This window comes from Mesorhizobium sp. PL10 (assembly GCF_053714315.1).
This window is the reverse complement of record NZ_JBSKBR010000005.1, coordinates 91,385-111,859: the sequence shown is the minus strand read 5'-3', so window position 1 is coordinate 111,859 and position 20,475 is coordinate 91,385. Positions and strand designations below refer to the sequence as shown.

General features: G+C 64.1%; 23 protein-coding genes. 13 read left to right on the top strand and 10 right to left on the bottom strand.

Annotation, left to right across the window (positions count from 1 at the left end; all coding sequences use genetic code 11):
* Positions 1-29: 29 nt before the first annotated feature.
* Positions 30-800 carry an IclR family transcriptional regulator domain-containing protein gene (locus ACWGTO_RS10420; RefSeq protein ID WP_454574770.1) on the bottom strand — a complete coding sequence of 257 codons (771 nt, stop codon included), beginning with the start codon at positions 798-800 and terminating at the stop codon, positions 30-32.
* A 116-nt stretch (positions 801-916) separates the two neighbouring features.
* Here ACWGTO_RS10420 and ACWGTO_RS10415 point away from each other — a divergent pair, with 116 nt between their 5' ends.
* From ACWGTO_RS10415 to pcaF, 3 genes are read left to right on the top strand one after another with little or no spacing between them, the layout of a single operon-like run.
* Positions 917-1,774: a CoA transferase subunit A gene (locus ACWGTO_RS10415; RefSeq protein WP_454574769.1), complete on the top strand. Its 858-nt coding sequence runs from the start codon at positions 917-919 to the stop codon at positions 1,772-1,774.
* Positions 1,771-2,559 carry a CoA-transferase subunit beta gene (locus ACWGTO_RS10410; protein WP_454574768.1) on the top strand — a complete coding sequence of 263 codons (789 nt, stop codon included), beginning with the start codon at positions 1,771-1,773 and terminating at the stop codon, positions 2,557-2,559. The genes ACWGTO_RS10415 and ACWGTO_RS10410 overlap by 4 nt, the downstream gene beginning before the upstream one ends.
* A 1-nt stretch (position 2,560) precedes the next feature.
* A complete protein-coding gene (pcaF, locus tag ACWGTO_RS10405) occupies positions 2,561-3,766 on the top strand; it encodes a 3-oxoadipyl-CoA thiolase (RefSeq protein ID WP_454574937.1) in 1,206 nt (401 codons plus the stop codon).
* 13 nt (positions 3,767-3,779) lie between these two features.
* Here the strand turns inward: pcaF and pobA are convergent, their stop codons facing one another.
* From pobA to pcaD, 6 genes are read right to left on the bottom strand one after another with little or no spacing between them, the layout of a single operon-like run.
* On the bottom strand, positions 3,780-4,952 hold the full coding sequence (gene pobA / locus ACWGTO_RS10400) for a 4-hydroxybenzoate 3-monooxygenase (protein ID WP_454574767.1): 1,173 nt from the start codon (positions 4,950-4,952) through the stop codon (positions 3,780-3,782).
* Positions 4,952-6,004 carry a 3-carboxy-cis,cis-muconate cycloisomerase gene (locus tag ACWGTO_RS10395; RefSeq protein ID WP_454574766.1) on the bottom strand — a complete coding sequence of 351 codons (1,053 nt, stop codon included), beginning with the start codon at positions 6,002-6,004 and terminating at the stop codon, positions 4,952-4,954. Before ACWGTO_RS10395 ends, pobA begins: the two co-directional genes overlap by 1 nt.
* Positions 6,005-6,023: 19 nt before the next feature.
* Positions 6,024-6,638: a protocatechuate 3,4-dioxygenase subunit alpha gene (pcaG, locus tag ACWGTO_RS10390; RefSeq protein ID WP_454574765.1), complete on the bottom strand. Its 615-nt coding sequence runs from the start codon at positions 6,636-6,638 to the stop codon at positions 6,024-6,026.
* Positions 6,638-7,393, bottom strand: a complete 756-nt coding sequence (gene pcaH / locus ACWGTO_RS10385) for a protocatechuate 3,4-dioxygenase subunit beta (protein WP_454574936.1) — start codon at positions 7,391-7,393, stop codon at positions 6,638-6,640. Before pcaH ends, pcaG begins: the two co-directional genes overlap by 1 nt.
* On the bottom strand, positions 7,383-7,796 hold the full coding sequence (gene pcaC, locus ACWGTO_RS10380) for a 4-carboxymuconolactone decarboxylase (protein WP_454574764.1): 414 nt from the start codon (positions 7,794-7,796) through the stop codon (positions 7,383-7,385). The genes pcaH and pcaC overlap by 11 nt, the downstream gene beginning before the upstream one ends.
* The gene (gene pcaD, locus ACWGTO_RS10375) at positions 7,789-8,598 is read right to left on the bottom strand and encodes a 3-oxoadipate enol-lactonase (RefSeq protein ID WP_454574763.1); all 810 of its coding nucleotides are present in this window, start codon (positions 8,596-8,598) and stop codon (positions 7,789-7,791) included. The genes pcaC and pcaD overlap by 8 nt, the downstream gene beginning before the upstream one ends.
* 93 nt (positions 8,599-8,691) lie before the next feature.
* On the opposite strand from pcaD, the gene pcaQ reads away from it, so the two are divergent.
* From pcaQ to ACWGTO_RS10335, 8 genes are all read left to right on the top strand, one after another.
* A complete protein-coding gene (gene pcaQ, locus ACWGTO_RS10370) occupies positions 8,692-9,609 on the top strand; it encodes a pca operon transcription factor PcaQ (RefSeq protein ID WP_454574762.1) in 918 nt (305 codons plus the stop codon).
* Between the two features lie 282 nt (positions 9,610-9,891).
* Positions 9,892-11,199 (top strand): ABC transporter substrate-binding protein, encoded by a 1,308-nt coding sequence (locus ACWGTO_RS10365; protein WP_454574761.1) that lies wholly within the window; start codon positions 9,892-9,894, stop codon positions 11,197-11,199.
* A gap of 89 nt (positions 11,200-11,288) precedes the next feature.
* Positions 11,289-11,963, top strand: coding sequence for an ABC transporter ATP-binding protein (locus ACWGTO_RS10360; RefSeq protein WP_454574935.1), 675 nt, complete (start codon positions 11,289-11,291; stop codon positions 11,961-11,963).
* On the top strand, positions 11,960-12,688 hold the full coding sequence (locus ACWGTO_RS10355) for an ABC transporter ATP-binding protein (protein ID WP_454574760.1): 729 nt from the start codon (positions 11,960-11,962) through the stop codon (positions 12,686-12,688). Before ACWGTO_RS10360 ends, ACWGTO_RS10355 begins: the two co-directional genes overlap by 4 nt.
* The gene (locus ACWGTO_RS10350; protein WP_454574759.1) at positions 12,685-13,581 is read left to right on the top strand and encodes a branched-chain amino acid ABC transporter permease; all 897 of its coding nucleotides are present in this window, start codon (positions 12,685-12,687) and stop codon (positions 13,579-13,581) included. Before ACWGTO_RS10355 ends, ACWGTO_RS10350 begins: the two co-directional genes overlap by 4 nt.
* Positions 13,578-14,639 (top strand): branched-chain amino acid ABC transporter permease, encoded by a 1,062-nt coding sequence (locus ACWGTO_RS10345; protein WP_454574758.1) that lies wholly within the window; start codon positions 13,578-13,580, stop codon positions 14,637-14,639. Before ACWGTO_RS10350 ends, ACWGTO_RS10345 begins: the two co-directional genes overlap by 4 nt.
* 2 nt (positions 14,640-14,641) lie before the next feature.
* Positions 14,642-15,427, top strand: a complete 786-nt coding sequence (locus tag ACWGTO_RS10340) for a coniferyl-alcohol dehydrogenase (protein WP_454574757.1) — start codon at positions 14,642-14,644, stop codon at positions 15,425-15,427.
* 95 nt (positions 15,428-15,522) lie between these two features.
* A complete protein-coding gene (locus ACWGTO_RS10335; protein WP_454574756.1) occupies positions 15,523-16,968 on the top strand; it encodes an aldehyde dehydrogenase in 1,446 nt (481 codons plus the stop codon).
* A gap of 94 nt (positions 16,969-17,062) precedes the next feature.
* Here ACWGTO_RS10335 and ACWGTO_RS10330 read toward each other — a convergent pair whose 3' ends face one another.
* Complete coding sequence (locus ACWGTO_RS10330) at positions 17,063-18,118, bottom strand: LacI family DNA-binding transcriptional regulator (RefSeq protein WP_454574755.1); 1,056 nt, start codon at positions 18,116-18,118, stop codon at positions 17,063-17,065.
* Between the two features lie 200 nt (positions 18,119-18,318).
* Between ACWGTO_RS10330 and ACWGTO_RS10325 the strand changes: the two genes are divergently transcribed.
* A complete protein-coding gene (locus ACWGTO_RS10325) occupies positions 18,319-19,350 on the top strand; it encodes a hydroxyacid dehydrogenase (RefSeq protein ID WP_454574754.1) in 1,032 nt (343 codons plus the stop codon).
* Here ACWGTO_RS10325 and ACWGTO_RS10320 read toward each other — a convergent pair whose 3' ends face one another.
* Entirely contained in the window at positions 19,351-19,680 is a 330-nt protein-coding gene (locus ACWGTO_RS10320) for a YciI family protein (RefSeq protein ID WP_454574753.1), read from the bottom strand.
* A gap of 25 nt (positions 19,681-19,705) precedes the next feature.
* Between ACWGTO_RS10320 and ACWGTO_RS10315 the strand changes: the two genes are divergently transcribed.
* Complete coding sequence (locus ACWGTO_RS10315; RefSeq protein WP_454574752.1) at positions 19,706-19,834, top strand: hypothetical protein; 129 nt, start codon at positions 19,706-19,708, stop codon at positions 19,832-19,834.
* A gap of 63 nt (positions 19,835-19,897) precedes the next feature.
* Here the strand turns inward: ACWGTO_RS10315 and msuE are convergent, their stop codons facing one another.
* Positions 19,898-20,458 (bottom strand): FMN reductase, encoded by a 561-nt coding sequence (gene msuE, locus ACWGTO_RS10310; RefSeq protein WP_454574751.1) that lies wholly within the window; start codon positions 20,456-20,458, stop codon positions 19,898-19,900.
* Positions 20,459-20,475: the final 17 nt, after the last annotated feature.

Sequence of the window (20,475 nt, the reverse complement as noted above, 5' to 3'; positions counted from 1 at the left end):
CGCCGGGCTTCGGACAGGTCGCACGCCCATCAGACGAAAAAGAATTCCTCAACCTGCTGCTTGGCCTTCCGCAGCGCCGGCAGGATATCCCGCTCCATCTCTGCCACCGAAAACCGCGCCGACTGGGTCGACATGTTGATCGCCGCCACCGTCCGCCCGGATCGGTCGGCAATCGGCACGGCAATCGAGCGCAGGCCGAGCTCCAGTTCCTCATCGACGATGGCAAAGCCATCCGCCCTCGCCGCGTCGATCGCCTTGCCAAGTGCTGCGCGGCTGGTGATCGTCTTCGGCGTCCGCCGCTCGATCGTGGCCTCGGCAAGGAAGGACTTCAGTTCGTCCGCGCCAAGGCCGGCAAGCAGGACGCGCCCCATCGAGGTGCAATGCGCCGGCAACCTGGTGCCGACATCGAGCGATACGCTGAGGATGCGACGGCCGGGTATGCGCGCGACATAGACGACTTCCTCGCCAGACAGCACCGCCGCGTTGCAGGCCTCATTGAACTGGCCCGCCAGCTCACGCATGATCGGAGCAGCAAAAGTCCATACCGAAGCGCCGCCAAGCCAGGTGCGAACGACCGTGAGCAGGCGTGGCGATAGCGAGAACAGCCGGCCGGCTTGCGTCGCGTAACCCGTCGCGGTCAGCGTCAGCAGAAATCGCCGCGCGCCGGCGCGGGTCAGCCCCGCCTCCTCCGCCATCTCGGTAAGCGTCAGGCCCGCCGGATGCCTGGCAAGGATCTCCATGACCGCAAGGCCGCGTTCCAGCGAACCGACATGGTCGCGCGAAGTTCCCTCATCGTCCATGCGGCCTCCACGAAACAATGCGTCACCATTGACTCGACGCGGCGATTCGGGATAAAAGTATCCCATATAAAACAAATGTTCGCAATACGAACTTTTCGAGTCCGGAGTTTCTTGCGATGGTCAAATTCCTGCCGCTCAAACAGGCTGTGGTCGAGAACCTGCACGATGGCGATGCGGTTGCGTTCGAGGGCTTTACCCATCTGATCCCGACGGCGGCGGCACATGAAGCGATCCGCCAGAGGTTTCGCGATCTCACCCTGATCCGCATGACCCCCGACCTGATCTACGACCAGATGATCGGTATGGGCATGGCGAAGAAAATCATCTTCTCTTATGTCGGCAATCCCGGCGTCGGCCTGCTGCGCCGCGCCCGCGACGCCATCGAGAACGGCTTTCCCCGCTCCGTCGAGATCGAGGAGCACAGCCATGCCGGCATGGCCAACGCCTATGAGGCTGGTGCGGCCGGCCTGCCCTGCGCGGTGTTTCGGGGCTATCGCGGCGCCGGGCTGACAGCGGTCAATCCGAACATCAAGTCGGTCAGCTGCCCGTTCACCGGTGAAGCGCTGGCCGCTGTTCAGTCGATCCGCCCCGACGTCACTTTCATCCATGCCCAAAAGGCCGACAAAAAAGGCAATGTGCTGGTTGAAGGCATTATCGGCATCCAGAAGGAAGCAGTGCTGGCGGCCAAACGCGCCGTGGTGACGGTGGAGGAGGTGGTCGACAATTTCGACGACCTGCACCCCAACCTGACCGTGCTGCCGCGCTGGACGATCGCTGCGATCTCAGTGGTGCCCGGCGGTTCGCATCCCTCCTATACGCACGGCTATTATGCGCGCGACAATGCTGCCTATCTCGAATGGGACGAGATCGCCGCCGACCGGGAGAAATTCCAGACCTGGATGCAGGCCAATGTCATTGAACGCACGGCCGACGATTTCGCGGCTCGTGTCGAGCATCTGAGGAGCGCGGCATGAGCGGCTTCACCCCCAACGAGATGATGACGATTGCCGCCAGCCGCGCGTTGAAGAGCGACGATGTCTGCTTCGTCGGGATCGGCGCGCCCTCTGCCGCCTGCAATGTCGCGCGGCTGACGCATGCGCCCGACATCACGCTGATCTATGAAAGCGGCACGATCGGCACCGCGCCCGACGTGTTGCCGCTGTCGATCGGCGACGGCGAACTCTGCGACACCGCCGTCACCACCGTCTCGGTGCCTGAAATGTTCCGCTACTGGCTGCAGGGCGGCCGCATCTCGATCGGTTTCCTTGGTGCCGCGCAACTCGACAAGTTCGGCAACATCAACACCACCGTCATTGGCGACTATGCGCACCCCAAGACCCGCCTGCCCGGCGGCGGCGGCGCGCCGGAGATCGCCACCTCGTCGAAGGAGATCTACATAACCATGGCGCAAACCAAGCGCGGCATGGTCGAAAAGATCGACTTCTTCACCTCCTTCGGCCATGGCGACGGGGGCGATCATCGCCAGCGCCTCGGCATCGACACCGCTGGACCGACGCTGCTGATCACAGATCTTGCCATCTGGAAGCCAGACCCGGTGAGCAAGGAGTTCACAGTCGTCTCGTTGCATCCCGGCGTGACGCGCCGTGAGGTGCAGGAGACCTGCGGTTGGGTGGTGAAATTCGCCGACGCACTTGAAGAGACGCCGGCGCCGACCACGCTTGAGCTCACGACATTGCGCGACCTGCAGGCTCGCACCAAGGCGGCGCATGAAGGAAGCGGAAAAGAAAAGGCTGCATGACATGGCCGAGGCCTTCATCTGCGACTACATCCGCACCCCGATCGGCCGTTTTGGCGGTTCTCTGTCCTCAGTGCGTGCCGACGATCTCGGCGCCGTCCCGCTGAAGGCCCTGATCGAGCGCAATTCCGGCATCGATTGGCAGGCTATCGACGACGTCGTCTACGGCTGCGCCAACCAGGCCGGCGAGGACAACCGCAATGTCGCGCGCATGTCGCTGCTTCTGGCCGGACTGCCGAAGGAAGTGTCAGGCTCGACCGTCAATCGTCTCTGCGGCTCCGGCATGGATGCCGTCACCATAGCTGCCCGCGCTATCAAGGCGGGCGAAGCCGAACTGATGATTGCCGGCGGCGTCGAATCGATGAGCCGCGCCCCCTTCGTCATGCCCAAGGCCGAGACCGCCTTTTCGCGCCATGCCGAAATCCACGACACCACCATCGGTTGGCGTTTCATCAATCCGCTGATGAAGGCGCAATACGGCGTCGATTCCATGCCAGAGACCGGCGAGAATGTCGCCGAGCATTTCAAGGTGTCGCGCGCCGACCAGGATGCCTTTGCCGTACGCAGCCAGGACAAGGCCGTCGCCGCCCAAGTCAATGGCCGGCTGGCGAAGGAGATCACGCCGGTGACCATCCCGCAGAAGAAAGGCGATGCTGTAGTCGTCTCCAGGGATGAACATCCTCGCGCGGGAACCACGGTCGAGTCGCTGGCGAAATTGCCGACGCCGTTCCGCCAGGGCGGCACGGTCACCGCCGGCAACGCGTCGGGCGTCAACGATGGCGCCGCGGCGCTGGTCATCGCATCGGAAACAGCAATAAAGAAATACGGCCTGACGCCGATCGCCCGAATCCTCGGCGGCGCTGCCGCCGGCGTGGCGCCGCGCATCATGGGCATCGGCCCTGCGTCGGCGACGAAAAAGCTGTGTGCCCGCCTCGGCCTGACGCCGCAACAATTCGATGTCATCGAACTCAACGAAGCCTTCGCCTCGCAGGGCATAGCCGTGCTGCGCCAGCTCGGCATCGGCGAGGACGCAGATTACGTCAATCCCAATGGCGGCGCCATCGCGCTTGGCCATCCGCTCGGCATGTCGGGCGCGCGCATATCAGGCACCGCGGCGCTGGAACTGCGCGAGCGCGGCGGCCGCTATGCGCTGGCCACCATGTGCATCGGCGTCGGCCAGGGCATAGCGGTGGCGCTCGAGCGGGTTTGACGGCTTCCGCCGATCAATAAGGCAGCCCGACATAATTCTCCGCCAGCGCGGTCGACGCCGCCTGCGAATGCACGAGATAGTCGAGCTCGGCTTCCTGGATGCGCTGGCCGAACTCACCCGTATCGGGAAAGCGGTGCAGCATCGTCGTCATCCACCAGGAGAAGCGCACCGCTTTCCAGACTCGCGCCAGCGCTTTAGCTGAATAGGCGTCGAGCCCCGCAGTCGATTTCTCCAGATAGAATTCGCGAAGCCCGGCAAAGAGATAGCGCACATCGCTGGCGGCGAGGTTGAGCCCCTTGGCTCCCGTCGGCGGCACAATATGGGCGGCATCCCCAACCAGGAACAGCCGGCCGAAGCGCATCGGCTCGGCAACGAAGGAGCGCAGCGGCGCGAACGATTTTTCGAAGGACGGGCCGGTGACGACGGCGGCTGAGGTCTGTTCCGGCAGGCGGCGGCGCAACTCATCCCAGAAGCGGTCATCGCTCCAGCCTTCGACGCTCTCATCGGCCGGGACCTGCACATAGTAGCGGCTGCGATGGGTCGAGCGCATCGAGCACAACGCAAAGCCGCGCTCGTGATTGGCGTAGACCAGTTCGTGATCGGCCGGCGGAACCTCCGCGAGCACGCCGAGCCAGCCGAACGGATAGGTCCGCTCGAAGGTTTTCAGCGCGTGCTCGGGCGCCGATTTGCGGCTGATGCCGTGATAGCCGTCGCAGCCGGCGATGAAGTCGCAATCGATGCGATGGCTGACGCCGTCCTTGTCATAGGTGACGAAAGGCGCCTCCCCGTCGAAATCGTGCAGCGCGACATTTGACGCCTCGTAGACGGTGACCATCCCCGCCGCCTCGCGTTTGTCCATCAGATCATGCGTCACCTCGGTCTGGCCATAGACGGTGACGTGCTTGCCACCGGTCAGCACCGTGAGATCAAGCCGGTGCAGGTCACCGCCGAAGGCAAGCGAGATACCGGAATGCGACAGGCCCTCGGCGTGCAGCCTTGCAGCGGCTCCAGCCTGCTCCAGCAACTCGACGGTGCCCTGTTCGAGCACCCCTGCCCGCACACGGCCAAGCACGTGCTCCCGGCTTGAGCGCTCGAGGATCACCGTCTCGACGCCGATGCCGCCGAGAAGCTGACCGAGCAACAAGCCGGACGGTCCGGAGCCGACGATGACGATTTTTGTGCGCATCAGTGGCCGAGGCTTTCGATCTGTCCGGCAAGTTCGGCGGCAAGCCGTAGTGCAGTTGCGGTCGCAACCGCCATTTGCGGCAGAAGCAGCCATTCCAGCGTCCAGACAGCGCCCGAGCGCTCCTGCTCATGCACCAACGCCTGATGCATGCCGGAGAGTTGCGTGGCGTTGAAGCGCGCCAACGTCACCAGCACCTCCGCCTTCACCGGGTTCTGCTTGTGCGGCATGGCCGATGAGCCGCCGCCGCCGGACAGTTTGATGTCCGTGCCGGCCTGCGCCATCAGCGCAAGGTCCTGGCCGAACTTGCCGAGGCTGCCGGTGATGAGCGATAGCAGGCCAGCGAACTCGGCCAGCGCATCGCGCTGGCTGTGCCATTGCGGCGCGTCGCCAAGGCCGAGCTTTGCGGCAAGCACCGCGCGCACCGCAGTTCCCTTGTCGCCGAGCTTTTCCAGCGTGCCGGCGGCACCGCCAAATTGCACTACAAGCAGGCGCCCGGATTGTTCCGACAGTCGCTGCTGATGCCGCTGCAGCGGCGCCCGCCACGCCGCAGCGCGGTCAGACACTTTTATAGATATCGCCGGCTGCATCCGCGTCATGGCGGTCAACGCCCTGCCGCCAAAACGCTCGTCCAGTGCTGCCAGCCGCACAATGTTTTCGGTCAGCAGCAGGTCGAGATGGTCGATCACCCGGCGCAGCCGAAGCATCAAACCTGTGTCGATGACATCCTGGCTGGTTGCACCGAAATGGACGCTCGCATCATGCGGCGCGCCGACCGCCGCCTTGATCTGGCGGACCAGTTCGGGAACGATCACGCCGTCCTTCGCCACACCGGCCCGCAACCGCGTCGTATCCGGCTTGTAGGACAACAGGACAGACACGATCGCCGCCGCGGCATCCTTGCCGATGATCCCGTTTTCGGCTTCCGCTTGCGCCAGCGCGCGCTCGAAATCGAGCATGGCGGCGATTTCCGCATCGGCGGAAAAATGCCGTGCCGCCTCCTCGTCGCCGAGCAGGCCGGACAGCAGCGGATGATCGAAGGGCGATACGGTCATTGGCGAGGTCTCCAGAGCATCAGCTGTCGAAGAAGACCGTTTCCTTCTCCCCCTGGAGATGGACGTCGAAAATATAGTTGTCGCCTTGCCGCTCGGCGATCAGCGTCGGCACGCGCACTCTGTGCTCGATGCGGGCCAGAATCGGATCCTCGGCATTGGCCTTTGCCTCGTCGGAAAAATAAAGCCGTGTGTGGAGACTTATGTTGATGCCGCGAGCGACGATCCACAGGCTTATATGCGGCGCCATCAGCCGCCCGTCGCCGAACGGCACGCGCCCGGGCTTGATCGTCTGAAAACTGCACAAGCCGGTTTCCATGTCGGTCGGCTGGCGGCCCCAACCCTGGAAATCCGGATCGGCATCGCCGCGCAATTCGGCCGGCGAATTGTAATAGCCGTCGGCATCCGCCTGCCAGATTTCGATCAACGCGTCCCGTAGCGGCGTTCCGGTACCGTCAAGCACCCGGATCCTCAGGCCGATCCGCTCACCCCGGGTCTTGTCGTTGATCATCGTCGCGCCAAGGTCGCTGGCATAGACGCCGCCGATGCCGCCGAAATTCGGCGTCAGCCCGATATGCACATAAGGCCCCGCTGTCTGCGACGGGCTCTCCTTCAGCCTGGTGAGCGCCTGAGCCATCAATTGCCCTCCGGCCGGTTTTCGAACAACGAGGCGCGGCGCCCGCGCAGCACGATGTCGAACTTGTAGGCACGCGCGTCGAACGGGACCGTCGCCTGCATGTCGAGCGCGGCGATCAGCGTTTCGATGGCGGCTTTGTCGCGGATGCCGCCGACGATTGGACAGCGCCAGATCAACGGGTCGCCTTCAAAATACATCTGCGTGATCAGCCGCTGCGCAAAGCCATGGCCGAACACCGAGAAATGGATGTGCGAGGGCCGCCAGTCGTTCGGCCCGTTCGGCCAGGGATAGGGGCCGGGCTTGACCGTGCGAAAGGCGTAGCAGCCATCAGCGTCGGTGATGGTGCGGCCGCAGCCGCCGAAATTCGGATCGAGCGGTGCCAGATACCCGTCCTTCTTGTGGCGGTAGCGGCCGCCCGCATTGGCCTGCCAGAATTCAAGCAGCGCGCCTGGCACGCCAACGCTGCGCTCGTCGAGCACCCGGCCATAGACGATAATGCGCTCGCCAATGGCGCTCTCGCCTGGCTTGGCGAAATTGTGGATCAGGTCGGCGTCGAGTTCGCCCAGAATGGTGTGGCCGAACACCGGACCGGTAATTTCCGACGCCGTGTTGTCAAAGGCCATCAGCGCCTTCTGCGGCGAGCGCAGCACCGAAGTCTTGTAGTCCGGCGTCAGCGCTGGCGGATGCCAGCTGCGGTCGCGCTGGAAGAAGGCGCCGGTCTCGGGTCTGCGGTTCGAGCCCGCGTCAGCTGGCATGGCCATTCCTGCTTCCGTCCATGTCCGAAAACACCTCCTTGGCGATCCTGAAGGCGCGGTTGGCCGCCGGCACGCCGGCATAGATCGCGACATGCAGGAACGCTTCGCAGATGTCGTCACGCGACGCGCCGGTGTTGGCGGTGGCGCGCACATGCATGGCGACCTCTTCATCATGGCCGAGTGCTGCCAGCAGGGCCAGCGTCACGATCGAGCGCTCGCGCTTGCTGAAACCCGGCCGCGCCCACACCGTCCCCCAGGCTGCCTCGGTGATCAGCTCCTGGAAGGGCCGGTCGAAATCGGTGACGGCATCCTCGCTGCGATCGACATGCGGGTCGCCGAGCACCGAGCGCCGCACTGTCAGCCCGGTCCGGTATCTGGTCGTGGTCTTGGACACTTCATCCATGGATCTGCTTTCTCTGAGGAAGCGAAGCGACGAATTCTCGGATCAGGGCGATCAGCGCCCCGGGCTGCTCGACGCAAGAGATGTGGCCGGCATCCCGGATAATCTCGAAGCGCGCGCCGGGGATCAGGTCTGCCATCCAGCGCACGAGGTCCGGAGGCGTCGAGCCGTCCTGATCGCCAACGACGCACAGCGTCGGCACAGCGATGGCCTGCGCAACTTCGGTGAAATCCGCATCACGCACGGCAGCACATGTGCCAACGTAACCAGCGACGGCTTGCCGGGTCATCATGTTCCAGTAGCCGTCGAGTTCAGCGACACGCTCTGCATGAAAGGCTGGGGTGAACCACATTTTAAGGATGGGATCGGCGACCGCCTGGATGCCTTTGCTTTCGACTGTTTCAATGCGGGTGTTCCAGCTCTCGGCCGTGCCGATCTTGTGCGCCGTGTCGCACAGGATCATGCCTTCGATGAGTTCAGGACGCCTGGCATAGAGCCCTTGCGCGATCAAACCGCCGACCGACAGGCCGCAGAGCACGACATCGGTCAGTCCGAAATGATCGATGAGGCCGGAGAGATCATCGACGTGATCGTCGATCGACGAGATGCCGCCAATATCGGAGAGCCCGTGGCCGCGCTTGTCGTAAACCAGCAAGGGCATGTCAGCGTTCAATTCAGACACCACTTCGTCCCAGATGCGAAAGTCGGTACCGAGCGAATTGATGAACACGACCGGTCGCGCCTTGCCCTCCGCCTTGAAGTGGCGATGGTGCAGCGTGATGCCACCAATGTTGACGAATGGCACGATTTCGATCCTCCGTGTTCACATTGCACAAGGCATTTGGTTTGGTAAAATGATATTTTGCGGCGTTTCATTAACTGAGAGGTTACGAGAACCATGTCCGAGAGCCGCATAAGGTTCCGTCACCTGCAGGCATTCCTTGAGGTAGCGCGGCAAGGCAGCGTGGCGAGGGCGGCCGACTTTCTTCATGTCAGTCCGCCGGCGGTGACCAAGACGCTGCGCGAACTGGAAGAGGCACTTGGCATCGCCGTCGTCGAACGCGACGGTCGCGGCATAAGGGTGACGCGGCTCGGCGAAATCTTCCTCAGCCATGCCGGCACGGCGATCACCGCCTTGAAGCGCGGCGTCGATTCCGTCCGCCAGGACGGCGCCGTCAATCGCCACCCGATCCGCATCGGCGCGCTGCCGACGGTGTCGGCGAAGGTTATGCCGCTCGCCATGAGCCTGTTCCTCGCGGAGAACACCGGCGCCGCCATCAAGATCGTCACCGGGGAGAATGCGGTGCTGCTCGAACAGTTGCGCGTCGGCGCGCTCGACCTCGTCGTCGGCCGGCTTGCGGCGCCGGAAAACATGACCGGCTTCTTCTTCGAGCATCTCTATTCCGAACAGGTGCTGTTTGTGGTGCGGGCCGGCCATCCGCTATTGCAGCCCGACCAGGATATCTTCGCGCGCCTCGACGAGTTTCCGGTTTTGATGCCGACGCGTGAATCGGTCATCCGCCCCTTTGTCGACCGCCTTTTCATCACCAATGGCATGACCGCGCCGGCCACCGAAATCGAGACCGTCTCGGATTCCTTCGGCCGCGCCTTCATGCGCCAGAGCAACGCCGTGTGGATCATCTCGGCCGGTGTCGTCGCCAATGAATTGGGCAGCGGCGCCTTCGTTGCCCTCAATGTCAACACCGAGGAAACCAAGGGACCGGTCGGGTTGACGATGCGGACCGACACGGCCACCTCGCCGGCTTTCACCATCCTTCTGCAGACCATTCGCGAGGCGGCCAGCCAGCGCGCCTGAGACATGATCTTTCTGCCATTACCGCGAACTCGGGGCAGTTGCGCGGCTTTTGATAACCCATGGGTTAACGAAACACCGCAAAATATCATTTTACCAAACCAAAGCCGTAAGGCACTGTGGTGATGGGAGGATCGAAATCATGCCATCGTCGGCATTGCCGACCTTCCGCCGCCGCCTCCAGCCTGCCGGGGCGATATCCGATACGGGAATGGGCGGCAAAGATTTTGAGCAGGCCGACGGCCGCCTCCGGCAGGCCCGTCAGGAAAGGGAGGAAATATCAGCATGACCTCGGAGAAATCCATCCTTCGCGGCGTCTCTCGGCGCCAGTTCATCGCCACCTCGCTCGCCGGCGGCGCAGCTCTTGTGCTGGGCCGCGGCAAGGCCTTCGCTCAGGCCGCCGACACGCTGAAGGTCGGCTTCGTCAGCCCACGCACCGGCCCGCTTGCCGGCTTCGGCGAAACCGACGGCTATGTGCTCGACCTCGCCCGCAAGGCGCTTGCCAACGGCATCGAACTCGGCGGCAAGAAATACAGCGTCGAGATCATCGACCAGGACACCCAGTCCGATCCGTCCCGCGCCGGGCAGCTTGCCAAGGACCTCATCAACAATCAGGCCGTCGACCTGATGCTGGCTGTGTCAACGCCGGAGGTGATCAACCCGGTCTCCGACGCCTGCGAGGCCGCCGGCGTGCCTTGCCTGTCCACCGTCATGCCGTGGGAAGCATGGTATTTCGGCCGCGGCGCCAAGCCCGGCGAGCCCTCGCCGTTCAAATGGACCTATCATTTCGGCTTCGGCGTCGAGGAATTCTTCAAAGCCTATATCTCGCAATGGAAGCTGATCGAGACCAACAAGAAGGTCGGTGTCATGTATCCCAACGACGCCGACGGCAATGCCATCCGCGCCCATCTGGCGCCGCTGCTGGCCAAGGAAGGTTTCACCATTGTCGATCCCGGCGCCTATGAGACCGGCACCACCGACTATTCCTCGCAGATCGCGCTGTTCAAGCAGGAAGGCGTCGAGATCTTCAACTCCTTCCCGATCCCGCCTGACTTTGCCGCCTTCTGGCGCCAGGCCGCGCAGCAGGGCCTGACCCGCCAGATCAAGATCTGCCAGGTCGCCAAGACCGGGCTGTTCCCGTCCGACATCGAGGCGCTTGGCGATCTCGGCAACAAGATCTCGAGCGCCGCCTACTGGCACAAGGCTTTCCCCTACAAGTCGCCGCTGACCGGCGTTTCGGGCACCGAGCTTGCCGACGGCTATGAGGCAGCAAGCGGCAAGCAGTGGACGCAGCAGCTCGGCGCCTCGATGTCGCTTCTCGACGCCGGCTTTGAGGCACTGAAGGCGAGCAGCAACGCCAAGGACAAGGCAGCGGTCGCCAAGGCGCTGAGCACACTTAACACCGAGACCATGATCGGAAAGGTCGATTTCACCAGCGGCCCGGTACCCAATGTCTCGCCCGGCCCGATCATCGGCACGCAGTGGGTGCCCGCCAAGGAAGGGGCCAAATTCCCGCTCGACTACGTCGTCACCGAAAACGCCACCGATCCGAAAGTTCCGGTCGAGGCCAAGCTCCAGCCGTACAACGGCTGATCGACGGTTAAGGGGATCGCATCGTGAACGCCTCGCCCAACGCTGCGATCCTCAGCGCCGTCGGCATCAACAAACGCTTCGGCGCGCTGGTGGTGCTCGACGACATCGACTTCGCCATGACGGCCGACGAGGCGGTCGGCATCGTCGGCCCGAATGGAGCCGGCAAGACAACGCTGCTCAGCGTCCTTTCAGGCGCCTTCCCACCGAGCGCCGGCTCCGTCGCCTTCAAGGGCGGCGACGTGACGGCGCTGTCGGCCACGCAGCGCTCCCGGCTCGGCCTGGTGCGCACGCACCAGGTGCCGAAACCGTTCAGCGGCATGACCACCTTCGAGAATGTCTTTGTTGCGGCCTCGCATGGTGCGAGTCTCGCCCGCGATGAGGCCTATGAGGAGGCGTTGGCGTCGCTCGAACTCTGCGGCATGCTGGGCGTCGCCAACCGGCGCGCCGAGACGCTCGGCCTGCTCGACCGCAAGCGGCTGGAGCTTGCGCGTGCGCTTGCGGCAAGGCCGAACCTTTTGTTGCTCGACGAAATCGGCGGCGGCCTGACCGATGGCGAAGCGAGCGAACTCGTCGACACCATCAAGGAATTGCGCCGGCGCAAGATCGCCATCGTCTGGATCGAACACATCGTCCATATCCTGCTGCAGGTGGCCGAGCGGCTGATCTGCATGGATGCCGGAAAGATCATCGCCGACGGCGAGCCGGAGGCGGTGATGGCCGACCCCGAAGTCGTGCGCGCCTATCTCGGCGGAGGTCCGAAATGAGCCTGCTCGCCATCGAAAACCTGGTTGTCCGGCATGGCCTCCTGCAGGCGGTGCGAGGCATCAGCTTCAGCATCGAGCGTGGCCAGACGCTGGCGCTGGTCGGCGCCAACGGCGCCGGCAAGACGACGCTGCTGCGGGCGATCGCCGGCGCCCATCAGCCATCCGCCGGCCGCGTGCTGCTGGACGGCGCCGATATCACTGCCGTGCCCTCGTACAAGCGCGTCGGCATGGGCATCGCGCTGGTGCCGGAAGGACGAAAACTGTTCGTGCAGATGACGGTCGAGGAAAACCTCCTGCTCGGCAAGACCGCCGGCCGTGCCGGCGACTGGAGCGTCGAAAGAGTGCTCGACACTTTCCCCAATCTCAAACCGCGCCGCCACGCAAAGACCGGGCATCTCTCCGGCGGTGAGCAACAGGCGACCGCCATCGGCCGCGCGCTGATGAGCAATCCGGATATATTGCTGCTCGACGAGGTCTCGCTCGGCCTGTCGCCGTTGGTGGTCGATCGCGTCTACGCCTCGCTGCAAGGCCTGATCAGTTCCGGCACCACAATCATCCTCGTCGAACAGGATCTCAACCGCGCACTCTCGGTGTCGGACAAGGTCATCTGCATGCTGGAAGGGCGTGTCGCGCTCGAAGGCCCGAGCAAAGGCATGTCGCGGGACGAGGTGACCAAGGCCTATTTCGGTCTGCACCGGAAAAATGCCGGGAGCGTTCCGGCATGATGAACCAGATCGTCCAGGGCATCCTTCTCGGCGGCTATTACGCGCTGATCGCCTGCGGCCTCTCCTTCATGTTTTCGGTGATGCGTATCATCAACCTTGCGCATGGCAGCCTGGCGGTGTTTTCGGCCTATACAATGTGGTGGCTCGCCTCGCGCTTCCACATCTCGCCCTTCATCGGCCTGCTCATCGTGCTGCCGCTGATGGCGGCGATCGGCTGGGCGTTGCAGCGGTTCCTGCTCGAACGTAGCGCGCGTGGCGGCGAATTGTTGCCGATCCTCACCACATTCGGCCTCGCCATCGTCATCGACAATCTGCTCTTCCAGCAGTTCGGCGCCAACACGCGCTCGCTGGCGCCCTATATCGGCAGCCTGTCCTACGATTCCTGGGAATGGCCGGGCTCGATCTATGTCGGCAAGCTTGCTGTGATCATGTTCGCATCTGCCGTGATCCTGCTCGGCGGGCTGCAGCTGTTCCTCACCCGCACCAGGCTTGGCCGCTCGATCCGCGCCACCTCGGAGGATCCTGATACGGCTGGTCTCGTCGGCGTCGATGCGCGCCGCGCCAACGCCCTTGCCGCTTCCATCGCCATGGTCACCGTCGGTCTTGCCGGCGCGTTCCTCGGCATGCGCGCCACCTTCGATCCCTATGCCGGCGTGCCGCAACTGCTGTTTGCCTTCGAGGCTGCCGTCATCGGCGGCGCCGGTTCGCTGTGGGGCACGCTGATCGGCGGCATCGTGCTGGCGCTGGCGCAGACCCTCGGCGCGCAGATACATCCGCAAGGCTTCCTCATAGGCGGCCATGTCGCCTTCCTGATCGTGCTGTTCATCCGGCTTTCCACGTCCGGCCTCGGCTTGCGCGGCCTGCTGCGCCTGCCCGAGAGGAAAGCATCATGAGCGCCGTTTCGACCTCCCCCGTCATCGAGCGCGGCACCCCTGCTTCGCGTATCTCGGCGATCGCGGTCGTTGTCATCATCGCGCTGCTCGCTGTTGCGCCGCATTTCCTGTCGGCCGGCGCGGTCGACCGCATGACAGCCTTGTTCATCTATGTGATCCTGGCGGCGATGTGGAATGCGCTCGCCGGCTTCGGCGGCCTGGTCTCGGTGGGACAGCAGGTCTTCTTCGGCCTCGGCGCCTATTTCGCCATTCGCCTGGCCGATGCCGGCCTCAACCCGTTCGCTTCGCTGTTCGTCTCAGCGATCATCGTCGGCGCGATCTCGTGGCCGATGTCGCTGTTCATGCTTCGGTTGAAGAACGGCGAATTCGCCATCGGCATGTGGGTGATCGCGGCCCTCACCCATCTCCTGGTCAATCTCGACCGGCTGGTGCAGGGCGAAACCGGGACATCGCTGATCTCGCTCAACGTCTATGACGCGGGCGCGAGGGGCGCGACGATCTACTGGCTGGCGCTGGCCTCGATGACGGCGCTGCTTGCTATCCTGTTTAGCCTGCTGCGCGGCAGCACGGGTGCCGCCATCCGCGCCATCCGCGACAATGAGGATGCGGCCGCTTCCGTAGGCGTGCGCGTCACCGGCACCAAGCGGCTGCTCTTCGTGCTCGCCGCCTTCGGCATCGGCATGGCCGGCGCGCTGTGGCTGGCGACCTCGATCACCTTCCAGCCGAAGACCTATTTCAACGTCCAGTGGACCGCCTACATGATCTTCATGGTGCTGGTCGGCGGCATCGGCACCTTCGAGGGCGCGATCCTCGGCGCGCTGCTGTTCTTCCTCATCGAGACATGGTTCGGCGGCACCGGCGTCTGGTACCTCATCGGCCTCGGCGCCACCGCTATGCTGTTTTCGCTGTTCGTGCCGCGCGGGCTGTGGGGAACGCTGGAAGACCGTTTCGGTCTGCGCCTGCTGCCGGTCGGCTACCGCGTCAGGCTTCCGGCAAACGCCGCCGACGACGACACGGCGACGTCGCAACAAACCACCGCACAGCGGGAGAAAGCCTGACCATGCTTTTCGGCAAGACCATTCTCATCACCGGCGTCGCCTCCGGCATCGGCGCGCGCACGGCAGAACTTGCAGGCCAGCTCGGCGCCGAGGTGATCGGCGTCGACATGCGCGAGCCCGCGGCCCCGGCCGGCACCTTCGTCAAGGCCGACATCTCGTCCAAGGCTGGCGTCGACGATCTCGTCGCAAGCTTGCCGCAGCGCATCGATGCGCTCTGCAATGTTGCCGGCCTCTCCGGCAACACCGGCGCGGTGTCGACACTCGCCGTCAACTTCTATGGATTGCGCGCTCTCTCGGAAGGCCTCGCACCAAAGCTTCGCGAAGGCGGCGCCATCGTCAACGTCGCCTCGATCGCCGGCTATGGCTGGCGCGCCAATCTCAACCGCGCCGAGTCGATGGTCGGCATCGAGGGTTTTCCCGACATCGCCACAGTGGTCGCCGACCATCAGGTGAAGAACGAGGAAGGCTATCCGGTGTCAAAGGAACTGCTGCTTCTGTGGACGCAGCGCGCCGCGCACCAGGATCTCTTCAGGAGCCGCGAGATCCGCGTCAATGCGGTCAGCCCTGGCCCGGTCGAGACACCGATCCTGAAACAATTCCGCAATGTACTCGGCGATGCTCGCGTCGACAGCGATATCGCCAGGGTCGGCCGCGCCGGCACCTCGGGCGACATCGCGCCTGTCGTGCTGTTCCTGTGCTCGGATGGCGCGCGCTGGGTCAACGGCGCCAACGTACCGGTTGACGGCGGCCTTGAAGCATCGATCAACGCCGAGGTGCTCGGCTTCTAGACCATGATCCCGAAAAGTGGGAACTGGTTTTCGGATAAGATCATGGTCAGTAACAAGATAGAAAAGGCGCTCGATAGCGAGCGAGGGAGAAAACAATGGACATCGGACTTCTGATCGACGGTGACAAAAGGGATGCGTCGGGTTCCGCTTCCTACGAGCGCCTGGACCCGTTCACCGGCAAACTGGCGACGCGCGCCGCCGCGGCCAGCGTTGCCGATGCCAACGCCGCAGTCGAGGCCGCTGCCGCCGCTTTCAAGACCTGGTCGAAGACCGGTCCGGGCGAGCGCCGCGCCTTGCTCGCCAGGGCCGCCGATGTGATGGATTCCAAGGTCGGCGAATTCACCAGATTGATGATGGAAGAGACCGGCGCCACCGGTCCGTGGGCCGGCTTCAACGTCATGCTCGCCGCCAAGATGCTGCGCGAGGCAGCCGCCATGACGACGCAGATTTCGGGCGAGGTCATCCCCTCCGACAAGCCGGGCACGCTGGCCATGGCAATCCGCCAGCCGGCAGGTGTCTGCCTCGGCATCGCGCCATGGAATGCTCCGGTCATTCTCGGCACCCGCGCCATCGCCATGCCGATCGCCTGCGGCAACACGGTGGTGCTGAAAGCCTCCGAAATGTGCCCCGGCACGCACCGGCTGATCGGCCAGGTGCTGGTCGAGGCCGGCCTGCCCAAGGGCGTCATCAATGTCGTCACCAACGACCCCAGGGACGCCGCCGCCATCGTTGAGGCGCTGGTCGCGCATCCCGCGGTCAGGCGCGTCAACTTCACCGGCTCGACCAAGGTCGGCCGGATCATCGCCGAACTCGCCGGCAAGCACCTGAAGCCGGCACTGCTCGAGCTCGGCGGCAAGGCGCCGCTGATCGTGCTCGAGGATGCCGACATCGACGCGGCGGTCAACGCGGCCGCATTCGGCGCCTACATGCATCAGGGCCAGATCTGCATGTCGACGGAGAGGCTGGTCGTCGATGAAAAAATCGCCGACGAATTCGTTTCCAAGCTCGCTGCCCGCGCTTCGCAACTGCCGGCCGGCGACCCGCGCGGCCATGTCGTGCTGGGCTCGCTGATCAGCAGCCAGGCCGCCGACAAGATGGAAGAACTGGTTGCAGACGCCGTCGCCAAGGGCGCCAAGCTGGTCGCGGGCGGCAAGCGCACCGGCACGGTGGTCGAGGCAACGCTGCTCGACCACGTCACGCCGGCGATGCGCGTCTACGCCGAAGAATCCTTCGGACCGGTCAAGCCGGTGATCCGCGTCAAAGGGGAGGACGAAGCCGTACGTGTCGCCAACGACACCGAATACGGCCTCTCCTCGGCCGTCTTCAGCCGCGACATCCGCCGTGCCATGGCCGTTGCCGCGCGCATCGAAGCCGGCATCTGCCACATCAACGGCCCGACCGTCGGCGACGAGGCGCAGATGCCGTTCGGCGGCGTCAAGGGTTCAGGCTATGGCCGCTTCGGCGGCAAGGCCTCGATCGGCGAGTTCACCGACCTGCGCTGGCTGACCATCGAGGACCCGAACCAGCACTATCCGTTCTGATTGATACGACGGCTCGGCAGATGATCATCTGCCGAGCGTCAGCCCTGCCTTCCTCGCTTCCGCGCGCAGGAACGGCAGTCCGACGCCGATGACATCATCGGGATTCTCCGCCACCGGCCGCCACACCTGGCGAGCCAACGGATTCCCGCATCAAAACCCGGCAAGGCTCGAGCCGCGCGATCGGCGGCCCCTCCCCACCCTCAATTCTTGCAAACAGCGCCTCCATGGCGTGGCCGGCGATCTGGCGCACCGGCTGTACAACGGCGGCGATCGCCGGCCATGTCACCTGCATCCATTCGGCATCGTCGAAGCCGACCAGCGAAATGTCGTCGGGGCAGTGCCAGCCACGACGGCGGAATTCCGACAACGCCACCAGCGTACCCTTGAGGAACAGCGAATAGACTGCCGTCGGACGTTCGCCTTTCGCGAAATACTCTCGCAACTGCGCCCTCAGCGGCTCGACATCGGTTTCGGCCAGCACGACATCGATGCGCACATCCGGCGCCAGTTTGATCGCAGCGGTGCGAAACCCGTCGAGGCGTGCGCGCACCGTTGCCGCCTGTTCGCCGAGGCCGACGACCAGTATGTGGCGATGGCCCTTGGCGATCAGCTCGTGCGCCACCTCGGCGCTGGCTGCGGCGCTGTCGGCCGAGACGGTGTCGAAGGCGTCGTCGGACAGCACACGGTCGATCAGCACGCCGGTCATGCCATTGGCCTTCATGAAGTCGGCCGCCGGCCCATGCTCGTTGCGCACCGGCGCCAGCACCACACCGGCGACGCGCCAGTCATGCATGCGGGCGAGGATTTCTTTTTCGCGCGCTTCGGATTCGCGGCTCGACGCCGCAACAAGCGTGTAGCCACGCTGCTCGGCGAGGCTCTCGATCTGGGTGACCATCTGGCCAAAAAATTCGCTTTCGAATTCGGGCATGATGGCACCGATGATGCGGCGCTTGGCCCGGCGCATGTCGGAGGCGAGCGGATCGATGCGGTAGCCCAGTTGCTCGACGGCATCGAAGACGCGCTGCGCATTTTCCGGTTTCACCGTGGTGACGCCGGCCATGACCTTGGAGACGGTGGCGGCCGACACGCCGGCGCGGCTTGCCACGTCGTGGATCGACGCGCGCCGCTGCTGGTCCTGCCTGTGCGCCATAAGTCCTCCCTCCCGAGGCGCGGACCGAGGCATTTCGTCCGCTGGGAAATGAGTAAATCGATTTTTCGGAGTTGTAAATCGTTTAATCGTGGGTATTTTACCCCACGAGTGCGTGCCGTCCTAAAGTGTGAAGCGGTTTTGGGATAACCGCAAGTTCAAAGCAAAAATACGCGATCCGGATCGCGCCGGGAGGGATAGTCATGCCGAACAAGACCTTGCCGCTGGTCATCAGCGCGCCGGAACCGCGCACGCTCGAGCTGATCTTCACCCCACCGCAACTGGCGCGACTCAAGGCACACTACCGAATTGTCGAGACGACAGCCGAGGGCGTGGCGAAACTTCCCGCCGATGTTCTGGGCGATGCACGCTACATCATCGGCCAGCCACCAATCTCGCCCGAGACGCTCGAAGCTATGACGGCGCTGCGCTGCGTCTTCAATGTCGAGACAAATCTCATCAACAACATGCCCTACGAGACGCTGTTTGCGCGCGGTATCCATGTCGTCACCACCGGCCTGGTCTTCGCCGAGCCGGTGGCCGAACTTGGCCTTGCCATGGCGCTCAACCTGGCCCGCAACATCGTCGATGCCGACCTCGCCTTCCGCAAAGGTGAAGAGCTGTGGGGCGGCGACGGCAACCAGACGGCGCGGCTCCTGTCGGGCGCCGATGTCGGCATCATCGGCTTCGGCGATCTCGGCCGCGCGCTGAACCGGCTGCTGTCGGGTTTTCGCACACGAACCAAAGTCTTCGATCCCTGGCTGCCGCCGTCGATCCTCATCGACAATGGCGTCGAGCCGGCCTCGCTCGACGATGTGCTGACATCAAGCGACTTCGTCTTCGTCGTCGCTTCGGTGACCTCGGAGAACCAGGGCTTTCTAGGCGCCGAGGCTTTTGCCAGCATGCGCAAGGGCGCCGCCTTTATCCTGCTCAGCCGCGCCGGCGTCGTCGACTTCCCGGCCCTGATGGCGGCGGTGAAGAGCGGCCACATCGTCGCCGCAAGCGATGTCTTCCCGGAAGAGCCGTTGGCGCAGGACCATCCGGTCCGTACAATCCCCGGCTTCCTCCGATCCGCCCACCGCGCCGGCGCGCTCGACATCGCCTTCAAGCGCATGGGCGACATGGTGCTGGAGGACATGGACCTGATCGACCGCGGCCTGCCGCCGCTGCGCTCCAAACGCGCCGAGCGCGAAACGGTGTCAAGGATGAGATCGAAACCGGCGGACAGGAATTAGTTATCGCTCGTTGAGTGGCCAGATCTCGATCACCCCATGCGCCACGGCGCAGGGCGATTTCGAGGCGAGCGCGATTGCCTCGTCCATGTCTTTGGCTTCCATGACGGAAAAGCCGGCGATCGGCAGATCCGACGAAAGATAGGGCCCGGTCTCGGTGCGCACGCCGCTGGCGTCTGGATTTCGCACTTGTACCGGTGTTTCGGCAATGCCCATCACCACGCCGCGCTGCTTGAGCGACGCATCATGCTCATGGGCTGCCTGTCTGACATCCTGCGGCGTCCGGTCATATCCGGCCCGGTCGCCATAGCCGATGGTTATGTATTTGGGCATGATCGGTTCTCCTTGCCCAGGAATAATGGCTGGCCGCCAAGGCGGTTCCGGCGGTCCGATGGCGGCCTGCGACGTGGAGGCCAAGAACGCCAACGCTGCCAACAGCCACCCGGAATTCTGCAGCAATGTGAAAGCCAATGGCGGCAGCAAGTAAGCTTCCTTCCCAAGGAATAGCGGCCCCGAGGGGCCGTTATTTCTGTGAGCTTGCGGCTGCTCCCTATCCGGCAGCAACACCGGCGGCCGCGCGATTGGCCAGCACCAGCCCGACCTCGCCGACAACCTGCTCGACGCGCTTCAGGATGGTTTCGGCCCTCAGCACGCCGTCGGAAAAATCCTTGTCCGTGGCATAGACACCTGTCGGCAGTGTCAGCGCCTCGAAGAAGCCGAACAGCGGCCGCAACTGGTGCTCGACGATCAACGCATGGCGATCGTTGCCGCCGGTGGCGAGCAGCACCACCGGCTTGCCGCGCAAGGAAGCCGGATCGAACAGATCGAAGAAGTGTTTGAACAGGCCGGTGTAGCTGCCCTTGTAGGTCGGTGACCCGACTACCAGGACATCGGCATTGACGACGCTGTCGAAAATCCCCCGCGCCTGGCCGTCGAGATCGCGCGCCCATTTGGCCGCGCCAAGCGAGGGGCCGAGGTCTTCGATGTCATAGGTGCTGGCCGACAGGCCATGCTGGCGCGCAATATCCCTGACGACCTGGTCGACGAAGCCGCGCGTCTTGGAAGGCCGGGTGAAATTGCCGGAAAAGCCGACGACGGTTGGATTGGGCATTCTGGCACCTCTTACGA